This window comes from Arcobacter rhizosphaerae, from assembly GCF_049472155.1.
Classification (GTDB): domain Bacteria; phylum Campylobacterota; class Campylobacteria; order Campylobacterales; family Arcobacteraceae; genus Arcobacter_B.
This window is the reverse complement of the sequence record NZ_JBMOVW010000007.1, coordinates 140,318-166,049: the sequence shown is the minus strand read 5'-3', so window position 1 is coordinate 166,049 and position 25,732 is coordinate 140,318. Positions and strand designations below refer to the sequence as shown.

21 protein-coding genes are annotated in these 25,732 nt (G+C 26.1%); 20 read left to right on the top strand and 1 reads right to left on the bottom strand.

Features of this window, described 5'->3' with window-relative positions; all coding sequences use genetic code 11:
• The 3 genes from ACH5BH_RS11905 to ACH5BH_RS11895 are packed head-to-tail and all read left to right on the top strand — an operon-like array spanning position 1 to position 2,658.
• Positions 1-1,086 (top strand): glycosyltransferase, encoded by a 1,086-nt coding sequence (locus tag ACH5BH_RS11905; protein WP_423298499.1) that lies wholly within the window; start codon positions 1-3, stop codon positions 1,084-1,086.
• Complete coding sequence (locus ACH5BH_RS11900) at positions 1,070-1,567, top strand: acyltransferase (protein ID WP_423298498.1); 498 nt, start codon at positions 1,070-1,072, stop codon at positions 1,565-1,567. Before ACH5BH_RS11905 ends, ACH5BH_RS11900 begins: the two co-directional genes overlap by 17 nt.
• The gene (locus tag ACH5BH_RS11895; protein ID WP_423298497.1) at positions 1,564-2,658 is read left to right on the top strand and encodes a glycosyltransferase family 4 protein; all 1,095 of its coding nucleotides are present in this window, start codon (positions 1,564-1,566) and stop codon (positions 2,656-2,658) included. The genes ACH5BH_RS11900 and ACH5BH_RS11895 overlap by 4 nt, the downstream gene beginning before the upstream one ends.
• Positions 2,659-2,819: 161 nt before the next feature.
• Here the strand turns inward: ACH5BH_RS11895 and ACH5BH_RS11890 are convergent, their stop codons facing one another.
• Complete coding sequence (locus ACH5BH_RS11890; protein ID WP_423298496.1) at positions 2,820-3,746, bottom strand: sugar transferase; 927 nt, start codon at positions 3,744-3,746, stop codon at positions 2,820-2,822.
• Positions 3,747-3,932: 186 nt separating this feature from the next.
• Between ACH5BH_RS11890 and ACH5BH_RS11885 the strand changes: the two genes are divergently transcribed.
• The 17 genes from ACH5BH_RS11885 to galE all read left to right on the top strand — a co-directional run bounded on the left by ACH5BH_RS11885 (position 3,933) and on the right by galE (position 25,673).
• Positions 3,933-5,138, top strand: coding sequence for a nucleotide sugar dehydrogenase (locus tag ACH5BH_RS11885; RefSeq protein ID WP_423298495.1), 1,206 nt, complete (start codon positions 3,933-3,935; stop codon positions 5,136-5,138).
• A 17-nt stretch (positions 5,139-5,155) separates the two neighbouring features.
• Positions 5,156-6,250, top strand: a complete 1,095-nt coding sequence (locus tag ACH5BH_RS11880) for an NAD-dependent epimerase (protein ID WP_423298494.1) — start codon at positions 5,156-5,158, stop codon at positions 6,248-6,250.
• Complete coding sequence (gene tviB / locus ACH5BH_RS11875; RefSeq protein WP_423298493.1) at positions 6,244-7,506, top strand: Vi polysaccharide biosynthesis UDP-N-acetylglucosamine C-6 dehydrogenase TviB; 1,263 nt, start codon at positions 6,244-6,246, stop codon at positions 7,504-7,506. The genes ACH5BH_RS11880 and tviB overlap by 7 nt, the downstream gene beginning before the upstream one ends.
• Positions 7,507-7,508: 2 nt before the next feature.
• Positions 7,509-8,645 carry a glycosyltransferase family 4 protein gene (locus ACH5BH_RS11870; protein WP_423298492.1) on the top strand — a complete coding sequence of 379 codons (1,137 nt, stop codon included), beginning with the start codon at positions 7,509-7,511 and terminating at the stop codon, positions 8,643-8,645.
• 1 nt (position 8,646) lies between these two features.
• On the top strand, positions 8,647-9,900 hold the full coding sequence (locus tag ACH5BH_RS11865; protein WP_423298491.1) for a lipopolysaccharide biosynthesis protein: 1,254 nt from the start codon (positions 8,647-8,649) through the stop codon (positions 9,898-9,900).
• Complete coding sequence (locus ACH5BH_RS11860) at positions 9,897-11,228, top strand: O-antigen polymerase (RefSeq protein WP_423298490.1); 1,332 nt, start codon at positions 9,897-9,899, stop codon at positions 11,226-11,228. The genes ACH5BH_RS11865 and ACH5BH_RS11860 overlap by 4 nt, the downstream gene beginning before the upstream one ends.
• Positions 11,212-12,078 carry a class I SAM-dependent methyltransferase gene (locus tag ACH5BH_RS11855; RefSeq protein ID WP_423298489.1) on the top strand — a complete coding sequence of 289 codons (867 nt, stop codon included), beginning with the start codon at positions 11,212-11,214 and terminating at the stop codon, positions 12,076-12,078. Before ACH5BH_RS11860 ends, ACH5BH_RS11855 begins: the two co-directional genes overlap by 17 nt.
• On the top strand, positions 12,078-13,712 hold the full coding sequence (gene asnB, locus ACH5BH_RS11850; RefSeq protein ID WP_423298488.1) for an asparagine synthase (glutamine-hydrolyzing): 1,635 nt from the start codon (positions 12,078-12,080) through the stop codon (positions 13,710-13,712). The genes ACH5BH_RS11855 and asnB (ACH5BH_RS11850) overlap by 1 nt, the downstream gene beginning before the upstream one ends.
• Positions 13,713-13,731: 19 nt before the next feature.
• Positions 13,732-15,627 carry an asparagine synthase (glutamine-hydrolyzing) gene (asnB, locus tag ACH5BH_RS11845; protein WP_423298487.1) on the top strand — a complete coding sequence of 632 codons (1,896 nt, stop codon included), beginning with the start codon at positions 13,732-13,734 and terminating at the stop codon, positions 15,625-15,627.
• A complete protein-coding gene (locus ACH5BH_RS11840; protein WP_423298486.1) occupies positions 15,618-16,784 on the top strand; it encodes a glycosyltransferase family 4 protein in 1,167 nt (388 codons plus the stop codon). Before asnB (ACH5BH_RS11845) ends, ACH5BH_RS11840 begins: the two co-directional genes overlap by 10 nt.
• Entirely contained in the window at positions 16,777-17,928 is a 1,152-nt protein-coding gene (locus tag ACH5BH_RS11835) for a glycosyltransferase (RefSeq protein ID WP_423298485.1), read from the top strand. Before ACH5BH_RS11840 ends, ACH5BH_RS11835 begins: the two co-directional genes overlap by 8 nt.
• Positions 17,916-19,814 carry an asparagine synthase (glutamine-hydrolyzing) gene (gene asnB / locus ACH5BH_RS11830; protein WP_423298484.1) on the top strand — a complete coding sequence of 633 codons (1,899 nt, stop codon included), beginning with the start codon at positions 17,916-17,918 and terminating at the stop codon, positions 19,812-19,814. The genes ACH5BH_RS11835 and asnB (ACH5BH_RS11830) overlap by 13 nt, the downstream gene beginning before the upstream one ends.
• Entirely contained in the window at positions 19,807-20,919 is a 1,113-nt protein-coding gene (locus ACH5BH_RS11825) for a glycosyltransferase family 4 protein (RefSeq protein WP_423298483.1), read from the top strand. The genes asnB (ACH5BH_RS11830) and ACH5BH_RS11825 overlap by 8 nt, the downstream gene beginning before the upstream one ends.
• The gene (locus tag ACH5BH_RS11820; RefSeq protein WP_423298482.1) at positions 20,916-21,776 is read left to right on the top strand and encodes an NAD-dependent epimerase/dehydratase family protein; all 861 of its coding nucleotides are present in this window, start codon (positions 20,916-20,918) and stop codon (positions 21,774-21,776) included. Before ACH5BH_RS11825 ends, ACH5BH_RS11820 begins: the two co-directional genes overlap by 4 nt.
• Positions 21,773-22,741, top strand: coding sequence for an MraY family glycosyltransferase (locus ACH5BH_RS11815; RefSeq protein ID WP_423298481.1), 969 nt, complete (start codon positions 21,773-21,775; stop codon positions 22,739-22,741). Before ACH5BH_RS11820 ends, ACH5BH_RS11815 begins: the two co-directional genes overlap by 4 nt.
• Position 22,742: 1 nt before the next feature.
• Positions 22,743-24,518 carry a polysaccharide biosynthesis protein gene (locus ACH5BH_RS11810; RefSeq protein WP_423298480.1) on the top strand — a complete coding sequence of 592 codons (1,776 nt, stop codon included), beginning with the start codon at positions 22,743-22,745 and terminating at the stop codon, positions 24,516-24,518.
• A 138-nt stretch (positions 24,519-24,656) separates the two neighbouring features.
• Positions 24,657-25,673: a UDP-glucose 4-epimerase GalE gene (gene galE, locus ACH5BH_RS11805; RefSeq protein ID WP_423298479.1), complete on the top strand. Its 1,017-nt coding sequence runs from the start codon at positions 24,657-24,659 to the stop codon at positions 25,671-25,673.
• The last annotated feature ends 59 nt before the right edge of the window (positions 25,674-25,732 follow it).

The following is a 25,732-nucleotide window of genomic DNA, read 5'->3' as shown; positions in this document are numbered from 1 at the left end:
ATGACAAAAGTTTTTTTTATTAATAGCTTATCTGATGGAGGTGCTGAAAGAGTAGTCTTGACTCTTTGCAAAGGATTTCTAAAAGAAAATTACAATGTGCATCTTATACTTATTTATAAAAGTAATGCAAATGCATACGAATTACCTGATGATATCATTGTACATTATCTATTTGAAGACAAGCCAAAAGATAAAGTAGAAAAATTATTACTTCTACCTAAAGCAGTAAAAAAACTTAAAGAAGTTATTACTAAAATCGAAAAAGATGATAAAATTGATCTATTTACTTCACATTTACAACTTTCTAACTATGTAGCTTGGTTATCTAAAGTAAAAAATCATTATGGAGTGATTCATAGTAATTATTCTAAAAAATATAGTGGTATTATGAAAATAATTATTTCATTGATATTAAAAAGTAAAAAACTTATTGCTGTTTCAGAAGGTGTTAAAGATGATTTGGTCCGTAATTTCACATTAAATAAAGATAATATTGTCACAATATATAATCCATTTGATATAAACTATATAAGACAACAATCAATTGAAAAGATTGAGTATGAAAAACCTTATATTATACATGTTGGAAGATTATTGAAACTAAAAAGGCAAGATTTACTTATCAATGCCTATAATCAGTCAGATATAAAAGATAAATATAATTTGATAATTTTAGGTGATGGGGAAGAAAGAAATATTTTGAAACAACAAATAAAAAAATTAGGAATTGAGCAAAATGTGCAATTACTAGGTTGGCAATCAAATCCGTATAAATGGATTAAAAATGCCTCATTATTTGTATTATGTTCTGAGTATGAAGGTTTGCCAACTGTTTTAATTGAGTCTTTGATTTGTGAAACAGCAGTTATATCTACAAATTGTAAGAGTGGACCAAGTGAAATATTAATAGATGATTTATCATACTACTTGGTTCCAGTTGATGATATGATATATTTAAGTAAAAAAATAGAAGAAGCATTAGATTTTTACCCAAAAATAGAATTTAAATATTATGAAAGATTTAAGATTGAAACGATTGTTAGTGAGTATAAAAAGTTAGGAGTTAAGTATGAAAAAACCATATAATAAAATGTATTTTACTTATATTTTTAAATTTTTATCTAAAATATACAGATATTTTTACATAAAAGATTTAAAAAGAAATGGCATGAAAATAGGAAAAAATTTTAGACTTATGAGTAAAGTTGATTTTGGAAGTGAGCCATATTTAATATCTATAGGGGAAGATGTGACTATTTCTGTTGGTGTATTATTTTCTAATCATGATGGAGGGGCATTTGTACTTAGAAATTTAGATGAAATGAAATCTAATTATATCAATACATTAGGTGAAATTAAAATAGGAAATAATGTATTTATTGGAGCAAATAGTATTATATTACCTAATGTTTCTATAGGTGATAATGTTGTGATTGGTGCTGGAAGTATAGTTTCGAAATCTGTAGAATCAAATTGTATAGCAGTGGGAACACCATGTAAAAAAATCATGAGTGTTGAAGAATATAAAAATAAATTTTTTGAAAAAGGTAAAGTAACTAAAAAATGAAAAAAATATTATATATTTTAAATTCAAATGGAATAGGTGGAGCAGAAGCATCTATAAAAAGAATGAATGAAAACTATTTTAAAAATGCTGATGTTTTAACTATGTGGGGACATACAAATGTTCAGAAAGATTTTTGGGATTTTAAACATAATGGTAAAGTTATAAATATTACTGAACAGTCTTTATCGATAAGTATATTATTTAAAGTAATAAAAGAGTTGATTTCTTATTTAAAATCTAATAATTATGACGTGATACAAACTCAGTTAAAAGGTTCAGATATTATCATTGGCTTTTTAGTTTACACTGGTTTTTTGAAAAAAAATAAGTTGGTAGCAAGTCTTAGAAACAATTATGAATTTTACTATGAATCTGGGCTGAAAAATAGATTAGTTGGCAAAGTTCATCAGTTTTTTATGAAAAAAGTTTTCGACAAAATCGTAGTTGTGTCAAGACAAGATCTTGATAAATTTCAAAAGGTATTTGGTGAAAAACTTGTAGTGATAGAAAATAGTATTAACTATGAGAAGTTTCATAAAAAAGAAAATTATGATTTAAAAAAACAAGAAATACAAGTTGCACTTGTAGGAAATGTAAAACATAGAAAAGGATATGATAAGCTTAATGAACTTTTTAAATTCTTTAAAAATGAAAATAAAATTTATGTATTCAATATAGCTGGTGGTATTGAAGATATTGATTTGAAAAATTCAGTAATAAATGATGCTGAAAATTATGACAATATAAAAGTAAATTTTGTTGGAAAGATCTCAGATATTAATGAATTTTTATTAGACAATGATATTTTTTTATCATTGTCAAGGGTTGAAGGATTACCTATTTCCGTACTTGAAGCAATGGCTATTAGAATACCAATAATTCTATCTAATATAGAAGCTCACTCTTTGATTGTTTCTGATGATATTTATGATAGTGTTTTATTTGACAATATTGAACAATGTTTCATTAATATTGAAAATATTCAAAACACATATTCACAAATAATAGAAAGTCAGTATAAACTTTTAGAAGAAAGATTTAATTTTGTTAATATGTGTAAAAAATATGAAGAAATTTATATATCAAAGTAACTATACAATAGTAAAATGAGGATAGAAGATTTTCTTGACAAAAGTATTTGTTTTACTACAAGTTTATAATTAAAATGACTATAAATTCAATTTTTAGTAACATAATTTTTTAATAAATAGATGTCATTTTTATCTAAAGAAGAAGAGTTGATTTTATTAAATTAAACCCCTTTCTTTCCTAAAACTATTAAAATAGTTTTCCAAACTACTTTTAACTCAAGCCAAGCATTCCAGTATTTGATATAGTATAAATCATACATAAGTTTTTGCTTGGCATCTTGGGCATTTGCACCATAAGGGTACATCACTTGTGCCCATCCTGTAATACCTGGTCTTATAAGATGTCTTTCATTGTAGTATGGTATCTCTTTTTCAAACTGTTCTATCCAGTATTTTCTCTCAGGTCTTGGTCCTATGAAGTGCATCTCACCTTTTAAGACATTTAGTATTTGTGGTACTTCATCTATTCTTGTTTTTCTCATAGTTTCACCCCAAGCAAATATTCTAGGGTCATTTTGACTAGCAAATTGGGCACCATCTTTTTCTGCATCTAGTCTCATAGATCTAAACTTAATACATTTAAACTCTTTGTTGTTTTTACCAACTCTTAGTTGTTTAAACATACTAGTTCCTGGAGATTGTTGTTTTATCTTTTTTCTTGCATAGATAAGTATAGGCCATGAGATAAGAAGTAGTGTAATAGCTCCTATATAGTCTATAATTCTTTTTTGGATATATTGGAAAGTATTAAAAGGTTTGATATTTTCTAAGTATGCTAGGTCTTTATGGTCATCTGGTATGTAGCACTTTTCTAGATATTTTTCCATGAACTTTTCTATTGTTATCATAGATATATTTTGAGTGAACTGTAAGTTTGTAAGGTATTTAATAATTTCATCATTTACTGTAGCTTTTGTATTTAGTACTATTGTTTTACATTTTCTTTTTTTTAGAGTTTCTTTAATCTCTTTTAGAACCTCATTAGGTTCTTTATCTGTATATCTGATAATAGTTGTTTTTATATTCTTATTTTTAAGTCTTTGTTTTTCAAATTTAGTAAATTTATATTTTCTTCCAAGTATTAGCATGATTACCTTTGTAATAATAAAAGTTTTTTTTATTATATCTTTTATTTGTTTTAAAAAAAATTATTAGAAATTATTATAAGTTAGAAAAGTAAATAATTTTTGTTTATTTGATCAAAATATTATCTAACCATATCATAAGAAAAAATTAAATAGAATAACATTTATTTATACAGTTAAGGAAGTTGTTTGAAAATAGCCATAGCAGGGACAGGATATGTTGGTCTATCAAATGGAATACTGTTAGCCCAACATAATGAAGTAATAGCATTAGATATAATTCCTGAAAAAGTAGAACTTCTAAATAATAAAAAATCACCAATAGAAGATAAAGAAATAAGTGAATACCTACTAAGGGATGATTTAAATTTTAAAGCAACATTAGATAAAAAAGAAGCTTATGAAAATGCAGACTTTGTAATAATTTCAACACCAACAGATTATGATCCAGAAACAAACTATTTTAATACAAAATCAATAGAGTATGTGATATCAGATGTGCTTGAAATAAATCCAAATACAACAATGGTTATAAAATCAACTATACCAGTAGGATATACAAAAGAAATATCAAAAAAATTTAAAACAAGTAATATTATTTTTTCACCAGAGTTCTTAAGAGAAGGAAAAGCCTTACATGATAATCTATACCCTTCAAGAATAATAGTAGGTGAACAAAGTGATAGAGCTCAGACTTTTGCAAAACTACTTGCTCAAGGAGCAATAAAAGAGAATATAGATATTTTGTTTACTGATTCTACAGAAGCAGAAGCAATAAAACTATTTTCAAATACATACTTAGCTATGAGAGTATCATATTTTAATGAATTAGACTCTTACGCGTTAGCTCATAATCTAAATTCAAAACAAATAATAGAAGGTGTAGGATTAGATCCAAGAATTGGAAATCATTATAATAATCCAAGCTTTGGATATGGTGGATACTGCTTGCCAAAAGATACAAAACAACTAAGAGCAAACTATGAAGATGTACCACATAGCTTAATATCAGCGATAGTAGAAGCAAACTCTACAAGAAAAGATTTTATAGCCCAAAGTATAATAGAGAAACTAAATCTAATACCTTCAAATCCTGATAATATAGAAACTGCAAAAAAAGTAGGAGTATATAGACTTATAATGAAAGAAGGAAGTGATAACTTTAGAGCTTCAGCAATTCAAGGAATCATGAAAAGAATAAAAGCTAAGGGAATAGAAGTAGTAATCTATGAACCCAATTTAGAAGATGAAATGTTTTTTAACTCAAAAGTAGTAAAAGATTTAGATGAGTTTAAAAAGCAAGTAGATGTAATAGTAGCAAATCGACTTAGTGAAGACTTACTTGATGTTCAAGATAAAGTATATACTAGAGATATATTTAATAGTGATAATTAAAAAAGGTAATTTAAAATATGAAAATACTTGTAACAGGAACAGCAGGATTTATAGGAAGTCATTTAGCTATAAAACTACTTGAAAGAGGTGATGAAGTAGTAGGACTTGATAATATAAATGACTATTATGATCAAAATGTAAAATATGGAAGACTTCAAAGAGGAGGGATTATAAATACTCTTGAAGATGGAAAAGATATACCATATGGAAAACTTTTAACTTCTAAAACTAATTCAAACTATAAGTTTATTAAACTAAACCTTGAAGACAAAGACTCTATGATGAAATTGTTTGCATCAGAAAAGTTTGATACAGTTTGTAACTTAGCTGCACAAGCAGGTGTTAGATACTCTTTAACAAATCCAGATGCATATATGGACTCTAATATCATAGGATTTATGAATATATTAGAAGCTTGTAGACATAATGGTGTAAAAAACCTATCTTATGCCTCTAGTTCTTCTGTATATGGATTAAATGAAGAACTACCTTTTAGCACGAATCATAACGTAGATCATCCTATTTCACTATATGCAGCAAGTAAAAAATCAAATGAACTTATGGCTCATACTTATTCTCATCTATTTGACATATCTACTACAGGACTTAGATTTTTTACAGTTTATGGACCATGGGGAAGACCTGATATGGCACTTTTCCTTTTTACTAAAGCAGCACTTGAAGGAAGTAAAATAGATGTATTTAATAATGGTGAAATGCTAAGAGATTTTACGTATATTGATGATATAGTTGAAGGGATTATTAGAGTTATAGATAATCCAGCAAAAAAAGATGAATTTTGGAATGGTAAAACAGGACAAACTTCAACTTCATCAGCCCCATATAAAGTATATAATATAGGAAATAATAACCCAGTAAAACTTATGGATTTTATTACTGCAATAGAAAATAAATTAGATAAAACTATAGAAAAAAACATGAAGCCAATACAAGCAGGTGATGTACCAGCTACTTACGCAGATGTAAGTGACTTAGTAGAAGATTTAGGATATAAACCAGCAACTCCAATACAAGAAGGTATTAATAACTTTGTTGATTGGTATTTAGAATTTTTTGGATATAACAATAATGGGAGTAAAAGTAAATGTTAGATATTAAAAATGCAAAGATATGTGTAATAGGTCTAGGGTATGTAGGACTGCCATTAGCAGCTGCATTTTCTTCAAAATATGAAGTAGTTGGATTAGATATTTATCAAGAAAGAATTGATGAATTATCAAGAGCATATGATAGAACATTAGAGCTAAATGAAGAACAACTTCAAGAAGCAATTAATAATAAAATTAAATTTACTTGTAATATTGAAGATATTAAAGATTCAAATGTTTATATAGTAACAGTACCTACACCTATTGATAAAAATAAAAGACCAGATCTTACTCCTTTAATTAAAGCATCTGAGACAGTAGGAAAAGTACTTAAAAAAGATGACATTGTTATTTATGAATCAACTGTATACCCAGGAGCAACAGAAGAAGATTGTGTTCCTATTTTAGAAAAAGTTTCAGGATTAAAATTTAATAAAGACTTCTATTGTGGTTACTCACCTGAGAGAATTAATCCAGGTGATAAAGAACACACAGTTACTAAGATTTTAAAAGTAACATCTGGTTCAACTCCTGAAATTGGAAAAGTAGTAGATGATTTATATGCATCAATTATTACAGCAGGAACACATTTATCTCCAACAATTAAAGTAGCAGAAGCTGCAAAAGTAATTGAGAATTCTCAAAGAGATATAAATATTGCATTTGTAAATGAATTAGCAATTATTTTTAATAAACTTGGAATTAATACAAATGATGTATTAGAAGCAGCAGGAACAAAATGGAACTTCTTACCATTTAAACCAGGTTTAGTTGGTGGACATTGTATTGGAGTTGATCCATATTACTTAACACATAAAGCACAATCAATAGGATATAACCCAGAGATTATTTTAGCAGGAAGAAGACTAAATGACAATATGGGAATTTATGTGGCCAATCAAGTTATTAAACTAATGATTAAAAAAGGTCATAAGATTGAAGGTTCTAATGTATTAATGCTAGGAATCACATTTAAAGAGAATTGTCCAGATATTAGAAATTCAAGGGTTATTGATGTAGTAGAAGAGTTACAAGAATTTGGATGTAATATAGATGTATACGATCCATGGGCTGATGAAGAAGAAGTTAAATATGAATATTCTTTAGATTTAGTAAAAGATATAGATACATCAAAATATGATGGGATAGTAGTGGCAGTTGCTCATGATGAGTTTAAGACTTTGGATTTATCAAATAATAACGATGCTGTCGTGTTTGATATTAAATCTATTATTGATAATGTTGATGGGAGTCTTTAGTTTTGTCAAGAAAAAAGGTTTATTTTAACATAAGACCGACTTCTAGAGAAAGAATGTGGGATACTCCAAATCATGCAAATGATGCTTGTTGTGTTTTACTTCCTGCTGAAGTAAAACAGCAAAGTTCTATAAAAACTTACGCTAGGTCAAATTCAAAATCTTTTATTAATAAAATAAAATATGAAGCTTCTAAGAGGCTAATCAATAAGCAAAAAGTAGATCTTAATATTTCATCAAGTGCAGATTTACTTTATATGTGGGGTGCTTTCCCAAAAAATAGTAGAAAACCTTTTATTTTAGAGCTTGACAATCCTTACACACCTGTTTATTATCATTTAGATAGTTTTATGAGGAATAAAGACAAAATAAAGAAGTTATTAAATGAAGCATATAAAGTTACTTATTTATCTGAAACTTGTATGAATCATGCCATTGAATTATATGGAAAAGATATTGAAAAAAAAAGTTTTATAAATTATCCATATATGGCAAGTAATTATAAAAAAAATAATAGAAATAACAATGGAGTAATTAATTTTATTTTTGTAGGACTTAACAGTCGAGGAAAAGGTGGGAATGAACTACTTGAAGCATTTACACATATTAAAGAAGAAAATATTAGACTTACTTTTATCTCAAATCTGAGTAATGAAGAAAAGTTAAGATATAAAAAAGATAGTAGAATTACTATTTTACCTCCTCAGTCAAGAACAAGATTAATAAATGAAATTTATCCTAAAATGGATATTATGCTATTCCCATCATTTTATGAATCATTTGGTATAGTATTACTAGAGGCATTGTCTTTTGGTATGGGAATAATTACATTAAATACTTACGCAACACCTGAAATAGTAAAAAACAACTATAATGGTAAGTTGTTACATCATCCTATATTAAAACCTACGCTTTTAAATGATAATAAAGTGATAAATTGTGTAGATTTAAGAATAAAAGACTTTCATAATAGATATTTAAATCATAAAGAATTTTATTTTGGTCTCTATGAAGAGTTGAAGAACTCAATAATAGAAGCTACTGAAAACTATAAAGAATGGCAAAAAAATAGTCTTGATTTATTTAATAAAAAATTTTCTCCGGAAATATGGAATGAAAATTTTAATAAGATTATAAATTAATATGTTAAAGAACCTAAGCGATCATAAAAAGTATGTGCTTTTTAGTTATTTAACAATTGCTAGTAATATTCTTACTGGATTTGTTCTTATACCTTTGATCTTAAAATATATAGGCCTTGCTGCTTTAGGAGTATTTGGTTTATTATTTAGTCTTAAATCTATTATTGATATTGGTATTGGATGGTTAAGTGGAAGTATCACAAAAAACCTTTTAAAATATAAATACATTAAACCTGATATTTCTACTTTATCTTTTATTGTCAATATGTCTTATGGCTTAATATCTGTTTTCATAATATGGCTATATGGTTATATCTCAAAAGAAGATTATTTCTTAAGCTTTATTTATTTTGGACTATTTACTTTTTTGAGTTTTTCATTAATACCTTTTTATGAGATATTAATTTCTAATTTAAAACAGTATCAAACAGCTTTTTTTAGATTTTTGCAGCAGTTTTTATTTATGATCTTTTCAATTAGTAGTTTTGTTTTTTTGAATCTAAATACTTTATCAAGTATTTTTTTATCTCTTTTGATTAGTGTTGTTTTAGTATATATAATTGTATTTTTATATTTTAACATCAATATAAAAGTAAAGCTTTCAAAAAAAAATATTTCAAAAAAGATGATTAAAAAACTTTTTTTGACAGATGGTATTAAATATTTTATAAATGGTATAAGTACTATACTTCTTTTACAAATTGATGTGATTTTAATCGACTATTTATATGGAAGTGAAAATGCTGGTATATATTTATTGATTTGGAAAATACCAAATACAATAATAATGTTAGGTTGGAGAATAAGTGAACCTTTGCAAGCTACTATAGCAAAAAATATAAAAAAAAATAAAGAAGAAATTTATAGTAAATTTTGCTTATTCGAAAAAAAAGTTTTTATTCTATCAATAATTATTGCAGCTCTATATACTTTTTTAGGTGAGTTTATTTTAAATATTTGGTTAGGTTCTGAAAAAGTACCTTATTTAAAATATATGTATATCATATCTTCATTTGTAATTATTTTGTCTATAATGCAACGGGTTTACTTATCTGTAAATTATTATACTTATGGTCTAAATAATATTACAATATTACAGTTTATTGAATTGGCATTTAAAATTGTATTTATAGTTTTATTTTTTAACGAGTTTAAAGAGTTAGCTCCAATTATTGGATGGCTAATAGGGTTTTTATTTACTTTTTATTTCTATCGTTTAAATAGTTTAAAAATATTTAAAAGAGTAGTAAAATGATTATTCTTATTTTTTTATGTTTTACAATATTAATTCTATTTTTAATTAATAAAGAAATAAAGCAAAATAAATTAAAAAATGTTACAATATCACTTTTTTGGGTGTTTACTTATTTTTATTACATAACATATTTTTTAAACCCATTATTATTATATTTAGATGATAGTTTAAGTCTACAAATAGCAAAAGAACCATCATCAGTGTATTTCATTTATTCAACATTAATATCCTCAGTATATTGGCTTTTTGCCTATATTGGTTTTAATAGGGTTGTTCCCTCAACAAATAGCTATACTTTAAATTTAGAAATATCACAATTTAGATTAAAGCTGCTTTCTATAGTTTCAATCTTACTTTTTTATTTTTTGTTATATGAATATATAATAGATTTTCTAGTAAATTCAAATAGGATTAATATGTTTGAATATTCAGATGGTAATGGTTTAAATACTGTTTTGAAAAGTCTTTATATATATTCATTTTTCTTTTATATAGTTTATTATTTATATAGTTTTAATACTAAAGTAAAAAAATTTGATAAGATAGGTATATTTATATTTTTATCACTAATATTAACAATAATATTTTCTACAGTAATATTAGGTACAAGAAGAAATTTAGCTATTTTAGTGTTTTCTATATTATTTTTATTTGTAATGAAAAGTAAAGGAGAAAAACATTTTTCTGTTTATCTTTTACTAGGAGTTATTCTTATTACGCCTTTCTTATCAAGTATTATGCAATCAATAAGATATATTATTGTTGATGAATTTTCACTATCAATTTTTATATCAAGAGTTTTAGAATTAAACCAAATTATTGTAAGTACTTTTGAAGGTCACTGGCTTGCATTATATTTAGAAAAAACAGATTTAAAGGAAATACTTCTTGGTAAAAACATATTAGAGCCTTTTTCAAACTTTTTAAATTATGTACCTAGGTTTTTATGGGAAGAAAAACCTTACAATTTAGGTATTTTAGAAATGCAGTATTATTTGGCACCAGATAGTTTTAATATAAAAGGAAAACCTACAATTACATTACCTTCTACCATACTGGTTGATATAATTTACTCATTTGGGTTATTTGCTGGATTAGTGGTAATGTATTTTATAGGTAGTTTTTTAAAATACTTAACAGTATTATTAGAATATCAAAATAACGTAGTATTTATATTTATTGCAGTATATATTTACATAAATATGTTTGCTTTTGTTAGAAGTGGTAGTGCATTTATTATAGGAATTATAATACCTTTGATTTTTATGCTGTTTATTTTAAAAAGAAAATTTGTTCAAAAGGGAGTTTTTAATGGAAAAACTAAATAAATTATATGAAGTATGGCTAAATGAACAAAATAAAGGTCATTATAAAGAAGATATTGTAAATGAAAAAAATGTTTTGAATTTATTTGCTAATCAAAATTATATTGTAAAAGAACTTGATAATTTATTCAAACACTATAAAATTGATTTTAAAGGAACAATTTTAGATGTAGGATGTTCTATGGGAGGAATGCTTTTTTCTTTATATAATTCAAAAAAGTTTGATTTTATAGCAGGTGTTGATATTGACAAAACAGCAGTGGAAATGGCAAAAGAATATAAAAATATGAATAAAGTTACTGATGATGAGTTATATATAGATACTTGTGATATTTATGATTTGCCTTTTGAAGATAATAGTTTTGATTTTATAATAATGAAGGATGTAGGAGAACATTTAGAGAATGAAGAAAATTTATTGAAATCTCTAAGGGAATTAAAAAGAGTAATAAAAAATGATGGTTACATATTTATAGAAACACCTAATTATTTGTTTCCATTAGAAGTTCATTTAAAAATACCAATGTTACCATATCTATCCACTAAGCTATTAACTAAATGTATAGCCAAGTTGTTTAAAAAGGATCCTAAATTTGTTGATCACTTGAACTTCACAACTCCTAAAATGTTTGAAAGAATATTTAAGTATTTGAATGTTAATTATTACTCAGCTTATGAAGAATATAAAATTCCTTATATTATTTCAAATCCAGAGAACTTAAGTCCTAGGTTCAAATTTTTAAGAAGTTTGTTTATGTTAATTAATAAGTATTCCTTGTCTAAATATATTGTAAATATATTCAAAATTAGTAAAATGTATCCTTCCCTTTGGTATATAGTGGAGAAGAAATAGTGTGTGGTATAGTAGGAATTTGGTCAGACTATAGTATTCAAATTCAAGAAAAATATGTAAATAAAATACTTGCACAACAATTTCATAGAGGACCAGATAATAGTTCAAAAATAACATTAGATAATATCACACTTGGTCATAATAGACTTGCTATTATAGATTTAAATCAAAATGCTAATCAACCTTTTATATCTAACTGTGGGCGGTATAGTTTAGTATTTAATGGTGAAATTTATAATTATCTTGAATTAAAAAAAGAATTGAAATATGAATTTAAAACTTGTAGTGATACAGAAGTTTTATTGGCTAGTTATATTAAGTATGGTGAAAAATGTATAGAACGGTTTAATGGTATGTTTTCATTTGCTCTTTATGATAAACAAGAAAAAACTCTATTTTGTGCAAGAGATAGGATTGGTAAAAAGCCATTTGTTTATACTGAACATAGCAGTGGTTTTTATTTTGCTTCAGAACTTGCAGCACTTTTTAGTATAGGAATATTTGATGATACTCCAGATGAGATAGGTATAGCATATAGCTATCTAAGAAATTATCTTCATATACCTGAACCATATACAAAATATAAAAGTTTAAGGCGATTAGAACCTGCCCATGCTATGATAATAAAAAAACAAAAAATAGTAAAAAAATGGTGTTATTGGACTCCTTCTTTTGAATATGACCACAATCTGAAAAAAGATGATGTTTATAATATTATAGATGATGCAGTAAGAATTCGTGAAAGATCAGATGTTGAAATAGCAACACTTTTAAGTGGTGGTGTTGATAGTAGTATCATTACTGGTCTTATGGTGAAACATGGTCTTAAACCAAAAGCATATACTTTAAAAGCAGATGAAGAAGAGTTGTCAAGAGCCAAAAGAGTAGCAAAGCTTTTTGATGTACCTTTAAAAGTATTTAAATATGATAGAGATTTACAAGAAGAATTATATCATAAGATGATGACTATATATGGAGAAGAAGTTAGACTACTTCCTCTAACTCATGCAGCAAGACTTTATGAACAAATCTCAAAAGAGAATATTAAAGTAGTTATGAGTGGTATAGGGGCTGATGAAATTTTTTATGGATATGATGGAGCAAATAAACAGCTTCTTTTTTCAGATATTGTTAAAATGATAGAATTTTTACCAAATAGTTTTTTAAAAATTTTTGAGAAAATTTTTAGTTTTAGAGTAGATTTTAAACTTATGTTTGAACTTGCACAAAAAGAAAATCATAAAAGAAAAGGCTATCTATATGGTAATGAAGCTAAAGAAAAAGGTTTAAATGATTTTGACTATAGTGCTTTGATAGACTTTTGGTCAGAAAGAATTACCACAAACAATTATATAGATAATTCAAATTGGATAGGGCTAATGAGTGAAAATGCACACTCAATTACTATAAGTTCAGATTTACCACCCATGTTATATAGTATTGAATCAAGAGCTCCATTTCTGGACTATAGAGTTGTAGAAATGGCATTTAAAATTGATGCTCATAGAAAAATAGCTAGAAAAAATGGTAGAGCAAATAACAAGCTTATATTAAAACAAGCATTTGAGGGACTTGTTCCTGATGAAATATTGTATGCTAAGAAAAAAGGATTTGGATATGGGATTAAGAAATGATATGTAAGGTAATATTATAATGTGTGGAATAGCTGGTTTTTGTGATTTCTCAAAAAAATCATCATCTGATATTTTAAAAAATATAACAGATGTTATTCATCATAGAGGTCCTGATGATAGTGGATATTTTTACGATGAAAATGAATATTCACAAATAGCACTTGGACATAGAAGACTTTCTATTTTAGATTTATCAGCACATGGACATCAGCCTATGTCTTTTGAACATCTTGTTATAGTTTTTAATGGTGAGATTTATAACTTTAAAGAAATAAAACTAGAACTTATAAATATTGGGTATATTTTTGATTCTGATAGTGACACAGAAGTGATACTTAAGTCTTATTACCAGTGGGGCATAAAAGCAGTTGACAAGTTTAATGGTATGTTTGCCATAACAATCTATGATAAAAAGTCTAATAAACTTATATTTATCAGAGATAGAGCTGGGGTTAAGCCATTTTATTATTATAAAAAAGACAGTTTGATACTTTTTTCAAGCGAACTAAAATCTTTTCATAAACATCAAAATTTTCAAAAAGAGATAAATAAAAGTAGTTTATCTTTGTATTTACAATTTGGATATATACCAGAACCATATAGTATATTTGGGAATACATATAAATTAAAAGCAGGTCACTATATAGAAATAGATTTAAAATCACAAAAATTTGAAGAAAAAAAATATTGGGATGTAATAGATTTTTATAATAAGCCCAAACTAGATATATCTCAATATGAAGCGATAGAAAAAACTGAAAAATTATTAAAGTCTTCTTTTGAATATAGAATGGTATCTGATGTACCTGTAGGAGTTTTTTTAAGTGGAGGGTATGATAGTAGTGCAGTTGCAGCAATTTTACAAAGTGGTAGAAGCGAAAAAATTAATACTTTTACAATAGGTTTTAAGGAAAAAGGTTTTGATGAAGCACCTTATGCAAAGAATGTAGCAAATTATTTAGGTACTAATCATACAGAATATTATTGTACTCAAAAAGATGCTTTAGAAATTATTCCAAAATTAAGTGAAATATATGATGAACCTTTTGGAGATAGTAGTGCAATACCTACAATACTCGTAAGTCAATTAGCTAGAAAAGATGTAACAGTAAGTCTTAGTGCTGATGGAGGAGATGAAATATTTGCAGGATATAGTAAATATACAACAACTTTGCAATATTTCAATAAATTTAATTCTATTCCTAATAGTATAAAATTTCTAATTAGTGTTGGAATGGACAAGATAAATCCAAAACATATACCTATTTTAAATAAAACTTATAATTTTGCAACAAGATATGAGAAAATAAATGCTATTTTAAAAGCAAAAAATAGTGTAGAAGCTATGAAATATACTAGTGAATATTTCACAAAAAAAGAAAGAGACAAACTTCTAAAAGTTGGTTTTGATGATTTATCGACAAATTTTGATATTAAAATAGCTGATACAAATGATGAAATAAATCAAATGTTAGCTAATGATTATAAAACATATATGGTAGATGATATTTTGACAAAAGTAGATAGAGCTACTATGAGTGTGAGTTTGGAAGGAAGAGAACCTTTATTAGATTATAGAATTATAGAATTTATTTCACTGCTTCCATCAAGTCTAAAATATAAAGATGGGGATAAAAAATGGCTTCTAAAACAAATAACTCATAAATATCTACCAAAAAAAATGATGGATAGACCAAAACAGGGATTTGGAGTACCCTTAACTGAATGGTTTAGAGATGAACTAAAAGAGTATTTTATGATTTATCTTGATGAAAAGAAAATTGAAAAAAAAGGCTTGTTCAATTCAAAAGAAGTTATAAGATTAAGAGATAGTTATTTAAGTGGTAATAGAGAAAATGTACAAAAACTTTGGTTTTTATTAATGTTTGAGATGTGGTATGAAAAATGGATGTAAAAAATAAAATAGTATATATTCATCCTGCTATTAGAATATATAGGGAAGGAATTTTTGAAAAACTTTTTAAAAATTTAAATATAAAGTTCTTTTGGTCGGAAGATATGTCAAAAGATAATGGACATATAAGAGAAGAAGTTGAAAGAATTTTAAAAAATACAAATATAGATTATATACAAGCAAAAGAGTTACATGATTTTCCTATAGATAGTTTTTCTTTAGATTTATTGAAACTACCATTTCAAGGCTATAAAGTATTTATTTTTTCAAATATTATAGGTGTACCATATCTACTTCTTACTCCGTTATTAAAACTTATGGGAAAAAAAATCATAGTTTTTGATGAGCTATGGAGATATCCAAAAGAGGTAAATAAATACAAAAAGATTTATCCTTATGTGAAGTTTTTGATAAAATATTGTCTTGATGGTGTTGTAGCTGCAGGTAGTCGTACAAAAGAGTTTTACATAGATGAGTTTGGATTTAGTAAAGAAAAAATAGAGATAGCATATAATACCACATTAGATACAAAAGAGTATGTAAATGATGAAAATATAGATAAAATGATAAAAGAGAAACTTGAAAATACAACTACTGCAAAAAAGATACTTTATCTCGGAAGAATTGTAAAATATAAAGGCTTGGATTTACTTATCCAAGCAATGCCTGAAATAAATGAACAGTATGAACTTATAGTTATAGGTGATGGTGAATTCAAAAAAGAGTGTGAAAACTTAGTAAATGTAATGAGTTTAAACAATAGGGTACATTTCTTAGGAAGCTGTTTATCAAATGAAGCTCCTTATTACTATAAAAATTGTGATATATTTGTTCTACCAACTAGATTTAGATTAGATGCAAATGTACAAATGGAAAGTTGGGGTTTTACAGTAAATGAAGCTATGGCATTAGAAATCCCTGTGGTTACAACTACAGCTGTTGGAAGTGCTTTTGACTTAATAATTGATGGTGTAACCGGAGGATTATCAGTCTCAGGTGATAGTAAGAGTTTAAGTGAAAAGATTAATTTTATTATAGAAAATAATCATGATAATAAAATAGGTAAATCCGCAAGAAAACACTTACTAAAAATTTGTAATTATGATGATAATTTAAATGCTTATCAAAATCTATTAAAAAAGGTTTTAAGTGAATAAGAAGATAGTAGTTTTAATAAACTCTCTTGATGGTGGTGGTGCGGAGAGAGTTGTATGTACACTGTTAAATAATCTTGTAGAAAAATATGAATGTCATTTGATTTTAATGGAAAATAAAATATCTTATGTGTTAGATAAAAGAATTAATATTATAAGTCTAAATGAAAAATCAAATCAAAATGGAATAGTTAAATTATTAAGATTACCGATAATTTCTTATAAATTAAGTAAAGTTATAAAAAATTATAATTTTTCTCAAATTGTTAGTTTTTTATATAGAGCTAATTATGTAAATATTTTAACAAAATATTTATCTAATCATAAATGCATAATAAGTGAAAGGATAGCAGCAAGTTCTATGTATGAAGATAATTCATTCTCTTCAAGAATAAGTAAACTTTTAATAAAAAATTTATATAACAAAGCTAACAAGATTATTTCTGTATCAAAAGCTATTGAAAATGATTTAATCGAAAACTTTGGTGTTAGTATTGATCAAAAAGTTATCTATAATCCTTATGATATAGAAAAAATTGAGCAATTATCTAGTGAAGAAGTTTCTTATGAAATTAATAGAGATAAGAGTATTATTACTGTTGGAACTTTAGGAAAAAGAAAAAACCATAGTTTACTTATAAATGCTTTTTCTAAAATTGAAGACAAGGAATATAAGCTTTATATTTTAGGTAAGGGTGAAGAAGAAGCTAATTTGAAAAACTTAGTTAATAAGTTAAGGTTAAATGAAAGAGTGATTTTTTTAGGTTTTGATAATAATCCATATAAATATTTATCAAAATGTGGCTTATTTGTATTAAGTTCTAATAGTGAGGGGTTTCCTAATGTATTAGCTGAAGCAATGGTTTGTGGATGTTGTGTAATAAGTACTGATTGCTTGAGTGGGCCAAGAGAAATTTTAGCTCCAGATAGTAATGTAAATTTTCAACTAAAAAATAATATAGAATTATCACAGTATGGCATATTAACACCTGTAAAAAATCTAGAAAAAATGAAAGAATCAATGAATTTGATAATAGGTGATGAAAATCTACGAGAAGATTATAAGTATAAAGTTAAGCAAAAAACAAATGATTTTAGAATTGAAGAGATAATAAGACAATATGAAGAGATAATATGTGTGGAATAGTTGGTTTTATAGATAAAAATAAAAATTTAGATATTTTAAATGATATGCTTAAAATTCAATCATACAGAGGTCCTGATGATGATGGTGTGTATTTTGATGAAAAAAGTGGAGTTCACTTTGGACATAACAGATTATCAATACAAGATTTAAGTTCACAAGGACATCAACCTTTTGTAAGTGACTGTGAAAAATATGTGATAGTTTTTAATGGAGAAGTTTATAACTTTAAATTTATTAGGATTGAGCTTGAAGACTTAGGGTATAAGTTTATTTCTAATAGTGATACAGAAGTGATACTTTATAGTTATAAACAATGGGGTGTTAAATGTATAGATAAGTTTATAGGAATGTTTGCTTTTGCTATTTTTGATAAACTTCAAAATAAATTAATTTTAGTACGAGATAGAGCAGGGGTGAAACCTCTTTATTATTATGTTGATGAAAATCAATTTATGTTTTCTTCTGAACTTAAATCTTTTCATAAGAATCCTAATTTTAAAAAAAACCAAAATTTAGAAGTTTTACCTTACTTCTTTCAATTTGGATATATACCTGCACCATACACTATATTTAGGAACTGTTTTAAATTGGAAGCAGGACATTATTTAGAATTCAAAATTGATAATTCAAAATTTGAGATTACAAAGTATTGGGATGTAAATGATTTTTATTTAAAAGAAAAATTTGCTAAAAATGAAGATGAAATTTTAAAAGATGTTGAAAAAATACTTGATGATGCAATTGATTTAAGAATGGTGTCAGATGTACCTGTTGGAGTATTTCTAAGTGGAGGATATGATAGTTCACTTGTTGCATCACTATTAGCTAAAAAGCAAGATAAAAAGATAAATACTTTTACTATAGGTTTTGATAATGAAAAGTACAATGAAGCAAACCATGCTAAAATAATAGCAGAATATTTGGGTACAAATCATACTGAATATTATATGAAGAATGGTGATATGTTAGACTTAGTAGAAAGTTTACCATTTTACTATGATGAGCCATTTGGAGATAGTTCTGCCTTACCTACTATGATTGTATCAAAACTTGCTAGACAAAGTGTAACAGTAGCTTTGAGTGCAGATGGTGGAGATGAAGCTTTTTGTGGATATAGTAAATACTTTTTTTTAAATAGGTTTCAAAGTATTTTCTCAAATAGTTTCAAAAGAGAAGTTTTGAAAACTGGATTAAATCTATTTAGTGTAAATAATGTTGAATACATAAATAAAAAACTACCAAAAAAACTAAAACAAACAAATATTAAAGATAAATATACAAAATTTCAAAGAGCGATAAATAGCAGTAGCTTAGAAGAGATGTTTGAAAGTGCAAGTAGTTATGTAGATAAAAATGAAATTATTAGATTTTTAAAAGTTGAAAAAAATCAAGATTTATTTAAAAAATGGGGAAAGGTTGGAAATATAGAATTCTTAAATCAAATGATGGCTGTTGATTATAAACTCTTTATGAATGACGATGTGCTTACCAAAGTAGATAGAGCAACAATGAGTGTAAGTCTAGAAGGAAGAGAACCTTTGATCGATCATCGGATAATAGAGTATTTGGCAAGAGTACCATTTGATATAAAATATAAAAATAGACAAGGTAAATATTTACTTAGACAAGTTCTTTATAAATATTTGCCAAAAGAATTAGTTGATAAACCAAAATCAGGATTTCAGATACCCTTAAATGAATGGTTAAGAGATGAGTTAAAGCCTTTAGTATTAAAATATTTAGATGATAAAAAGTTAGATGAAAATATTTTTAATATTGAAGAAATAACACAGTTAAAAAAAAGATTTTATGATGGAGTTGATATAGGTACAACTATTTGGTTTATTTTGATGTATCAGATGTGGAAGGAAAAGTGGCTTGACTAAAAAAATTCTATTTATTGTAAATGTGGATTGGTTTTTTATATCTCATAGATTACCTTTAGCCTTAGAAGCTTTAGACAAAGATTATGAAGTTCATATATCTTGTGGAATAACTGATAAAAAAGAGTATTTAGAAAAGTTAGGATTGATCGTTCATCCTCTTAATTTATCGAGAAGTGCAGTAAGTATAAATGGAGAAATAAAAGTTTTTAGACAAATACATAAGATTTTAGAAGAGATAAGTCCAAATATTACTCATTTTGTTACTATCAAACCAGTTTTATATGGTGGAATTGCTTCAAGATTTTTAAATATTCATAAAAAAGTATTTTCTATATCTGGACTTGGATTTATATTTATAAAACAGGGGTTTAAAGCTTCGATAGTAAGAGGTTTAATAAAAATAATGTATAGATTTGCTTTAGGAGGAAAGAATTCTCATGTAATAGTGCAAAATCCTGATGATAAAAAAGTAGTAAATTCTATAGTAAAAGTGCCTATTACTTTAATAAGAGGTTCTGGAGTTGATTTAAGTGAATATAAATACATAGAAGAAAATAATGAAAATATAAAAGTATCTATGGCTTGTAGGCTTCTAAAAGACAAAGGTGTACTTGAGTATGTAGAAGCTGCGAAAATTATAAAACAAAAATTACCAAAAATAGAGTTTGAGCTATATGGTGACATAGATATTCATAATCCAGCTAGTTTAAACAATAATGATATAGAAAAAATAAAAAAAGATGGATGTATTAAAGTATATGGTTTTAGAAGTAATATATCAAAAGTATTTAGTGATTCAAATATAGTAGTACTTCCATCATACAGAGAAGGATTACCCAAAGTTCTTATAGAGGCAGCTGCTAGTGGAAGAGCTGTTGTTACTACAGATGTTACTGGATGTAGAGATGCTATAGAGTCAAATATTACAGGATTACTTTGTAATTTAAAAGATTCAAAATCTTTAGCTGAAAGTATAGAAAAATTAATAGTTGATAATAAATTAAGAAATAGTATGGGCAAAGCAGGAAGAAAACTTGCTATAAAAGAGTTTGATATAAATAAAGTTATAGAAAAACATTTTGATATTTATGAAGGTAAAGTATGAAAAAATTATTAATCACTGGTTCATCAGGATTTGTTGGAAACTATTTTATAAATAAATATAAAGATAAATACAAAATAAAAATCTTTAGTTTTCTGAAAGATGATATAAATAATTTAGATTGTAGTGATATAAATATAGTTTTTCATCTCTCTGCACTAGTTCACCAAATGGGTGGAGCAAGTAAAGAAGAATACGAAAAAGTAAATGTATCTCAAACCTTAGAAATGGCAAAAAAAGCAAAAAAGTCAGGTGTAAAATATTTTGTATTTATGAGTACTGTAAAAGTTTATGGTGAAGAGACAGACGGTGTATACACAGAAGAAAGAGAGTATATTCCAGAAGATGAGTATGGTAAGAGTAAATTAAAAGCTGAAATTGAACTTCAAAAGCTAGAAGATGAAAATTTTAAAGTAAGTATCATCAGAACACCAATAGTGTATGGATATGGAGTAAAAGCAAATATCAAAAACCTTGTAAATCTTACAAAGAAAATTCCTATATTACCTTTTGGAAAGATAGAAAATAAAAGAAGTATGGTTTATATAGGAAACCTTTGCCATTTAGTAGATGAGGTAATCACTCAACAAAAATCAGGAATTTTCTTAGCCTCTGATAATGAACCTTTAAGTACTACTAGACTTATTGAATTAATAGCAAAAAATTTAGATAAAAAAGTATATCTAATAAAAATACCTTTTTTTGAAACATTATTAAAGATAGTTAAGCCTTCATTTCATAAAAGACTTTATGGAAGTTTGGAAGTAGATAATAGTATTACAAAAGAGAAATTAGGACTTAAAAATCTAGTTAGTGTTGAAAAGGGGATAGAATTTATGATAAAAGGTGAAAAGCTTTGATTTATATAATTTTACTTTTAATATCTTTTAGTCTTACATATCTTATAAAAGAGTATGCAATAAAAAAGTCACTAGTTGCAACTGTAAATGAAAGAAGTTCTCATACTATTCCAACTCCACATGGTGGTGGGATTGCTATTTCAGTTACTTGGCTGATAGGTTTGTTGTATTTGTTTTTTACAAATGAGATAGAGGCAAATCTTTTTTATGCACTGTTAGTTGGAATTGTTATCAGTATAGTTAGCTTCTTTGATGATTTATATGAATTAAGTCCAAAGCTTAGACTAATGGTTCAATCATCAGTTGCTATTTTAGGTCTTTATTTTTTAGGTGGTTTTGATGTATTAAGTTTTGGTGTTTTTGATATATCTTTTAGTGTTTTTACAAATATTTTTGCTTTTTTTATGATAATCTGGTTTATAAATCTTACAAATTTTATAGATGGAATAAATGGTTATGTGGGAAGTGAGTTTGTGTTTTTAAGTCTTTCCGGATTTTTGCTTTTTTCAAACAGTATATTTATTGTATTAGGTGTGGCAGTATTAGGCTTTTTATATTGGAACTTTAATAAAGCAAAGATTTTTATGGGAGATGTAGGAAGTACTCTTCTAGGGTATAATATAGCTATTTTTACTATATATTATTCAAATATTGAAAGTACAAACTTTTGGATATGGATAGTTTTATTTTCAGTATTTTGGTTTGATGCAACACTTACACTTTTAAGAAGAAAATTAAATGGTGAGAAGTTAAGTCAAGCTCACAAAAAACATGCTTATCAAAGACTTACTCAGTCTGGATGGAGTCATTTTAAAGTTACTAATTTTATGATTGTATTAAATATATTTATTTTTACACTTGTGTATTTTATTCCAAATATCGCTATTACTTTTTTGGTAGTTTTAATAGTTTTATATGCTATTATGAAGTTTGTAGATAGTAAAAAAAAGTTTGAAAGGATATAGTTTGTTATTTAGTCCTACACCTTTTAAAAGAATAGTATTTTTTTTATTTGCAGATTTTTTAATATCCTTAAGTACTTTTTTTATAGCTTATAATTTACGGTTTAATTTCGATATACCAATTGCTTTTTTTGAATCCTTTTTGCTCTTTTTCTTTATATTGTTTTTTATAAAAGTAGGGTCTTTTGTTTATTTTAGACTTTATCGAACAGCATGGAGATTTTTTTCTTTATATGAAGTAAAAAAACTTTTAATAGCTCATATATTATCTTATACGGTTTTTATTTTTATATTTTATATTTTTAAAGATGCCCTTGAACCTTTTCCCCGAAGTGTAATAATAATAGATTTTTCACTTTCAGTTGTTTTTATTACTTTGCTTAGATTATCAAAAAGAATAATTTTAGAAAGTAATAAAAGTTTAAATTACAAGAATACTTTAATTATAGGAGCAAATAGTTCAGTTAAATCCATATTAAATGATTCAAAAAACATAGATTATTCACCTGTAGCAATATTAGATGAAAATAAGCTTTTAGCCAATACCTTTATTATGAATTTAAAAGTTTATCATTTAAGTGAACTTCAAAAAGTAGTAAAGGTTAAAAATATAGAAGCTATAATAATTGCAAAAGAGTATTCTCAAAAAAAACTTTTAGAGATAATTGAAGCTTTAAATATTTTAGATATACATGATATTAAAATAATAAATACTTTAACAAGTGAATTTTCAGAGCAAAAACAACTAAAAGACATAACAGTAGAAGATTTACTAGCAAGACATCCAAAAGATTTAGATAAATCAAAGATAGAAAATTTTATCAAAGAAAAAACAGTACTTATTACAGGTGCAGGTGGTAGTATAGGAAGCGAGATAAGTAGACAATGTGCTAAGTTTGGAGCAAAAAGACTTATTCTTTTAGATCACAGTGAGTTTAACCTTTATAGTATTACAGAAGAATTATCTTCATATAAAATAAATTCAGTTATGAAATCTGTTTCTAATAAAGATAGTTTAAAAGAGGTATTTGAAAATCATAAGATTGATATAGTTATACATGCAGCTGCATATAAGCATGTACCGCTTGTAGAAGAAAATATTGAAGATGCTATAAAAAATAATATCATTGGTACTAAAAATTGTATTGATTTAGCAGTTGAATATAATGTAAAAAAGTTCGTTCTTATTTCAACTGACAAAGCTGTAAGACCTACAAATGTTATGGGAACAACAAAGCGTATTTGTGAACTTTATGCACAAAATAAAAATACTATTGATAATACAGAAATAGTAGCAGTTAGATTTGGAAATGTACTTGGTAGTAGTGGTAGTGTAATACCTAAGTTTAAAAAGCAGTTAGAAAATGGTGGACCTATTACTGTAACTCATCCTGATATTACAAGGTATTTTATGCTTATTCCAGAAGCTTGTGAGCTTGTTCTTCAAGCAGCAAGTATTGGAAAAGGTGGTGAAATCTTTATTTTGGATATGGGAGAGCCTATAAAGATAGTTGATTTAGCTAAAAAAATGATCGATTTAAGTGGTAAAGAAAACATTGATATAGAATTCACTGGTTTAAGACCTGGTGAAAAGCTATATGAAGAGTTACTTATCAATGATAGTGATAAAAAAACTGAGTATGAGTCAATCACAGTAGCTTCTCCAACTTATTTTGATATAGATGAATTGAATGAAAAAATAGATAAATTATTTGTAAAAAAAGATAAAATAAAAGCTTTAAAAGAGATAGTTCCTGAGTTTGACCATAAGCTAAACTAAATTAGTGAATCTTAAAATAATAAAGTTTACTTATTTTCTTTCCTTTTTTTATTTAATATTTTAGATAAAAAAGAATTTAAAGACAAAGTAATAAATAATAAATTATAATACCAAACTTATTAAGTAAAAGGAAAAATATTGAAAGTACTAGTAACAGGGGCAGCAGGATATATTGGAAGTCATACTTGTATTTCTTTACATGAAGCAGGTTTTGATTTTGTAGTTTTTGACAACTTATGTAACTCTTCACAGGAGAGTTTAAAAAGAGTTGAAAAAATTATAGGAAAAGAAATTGAGTTTGTAGAAGGTGATATTAGAGATAAAGATGCTTTAGATGAGGTCTTTTCAAAGTATGAGATAGATTCTGTTATACATTTTGCAGGTTTGAAAGCTGTAGGTGAGTCTGTTTCTAATCCCTTAGAATATTATGATAATAATATAAATGGTACTTTAGTTTTACTTGAAGTTATGAAAAAACATAACTGTAAAAAAATAGTATTTTCTTCTTCTGCTACAGTTTATGGAGACCCTCATTCAACACCTATAAAAGAAAATTTTCCAGTGGGAGCTACTACAAATCCTTATGGTAGAACAAAATATTTCATTGAAGAGATATTAAGAGATGTTTATATCTCTGATAATGAGTTTAAAATAGTTCTTTTAAGATACTTCAATCCAGTTGGAGCTCATAAGTCAGGAACTATAGGGGAAGATCCAAATGGAATACCAAATAATCTTATGCCATTTATTGCCCAAACTGCTGTTGGGAAAAGGGAGTTTTTAAGTGTATTTGGTGGAGACTATGATACTCATGATGGTACAGGTGTTAGAGACTATATTCATGTTGTAGATTTAGCAACAGGACATGTAAAAGCATTAGAAAAGATTGATAGTATTAAAGAGGTTTTAACTGTAAATTTAGGAACGGGTAATGGTTATAGTGTTCTTGATATGGTAAAAGCTTTTGAAAAAGCAAGTGGTAAAAAAGTAGCTTATAAAATCGTAGATAGAAGAGCAGGGGATATTGCAAAATGTTTTGCAGATCCTAGTTATGCAAAGAAAGTTTTAGATTGGGAAGCAAAAAAAGGTATTAGTGAAATGTGTGAAGATACTTGGAATTGGCAATCTAAAAATCCAAACGGATATAAGTCTTAATCTAAAATAACCTCATATCACACTGCAATTATAAAACAATAATAAACTTTTAGCTAAAA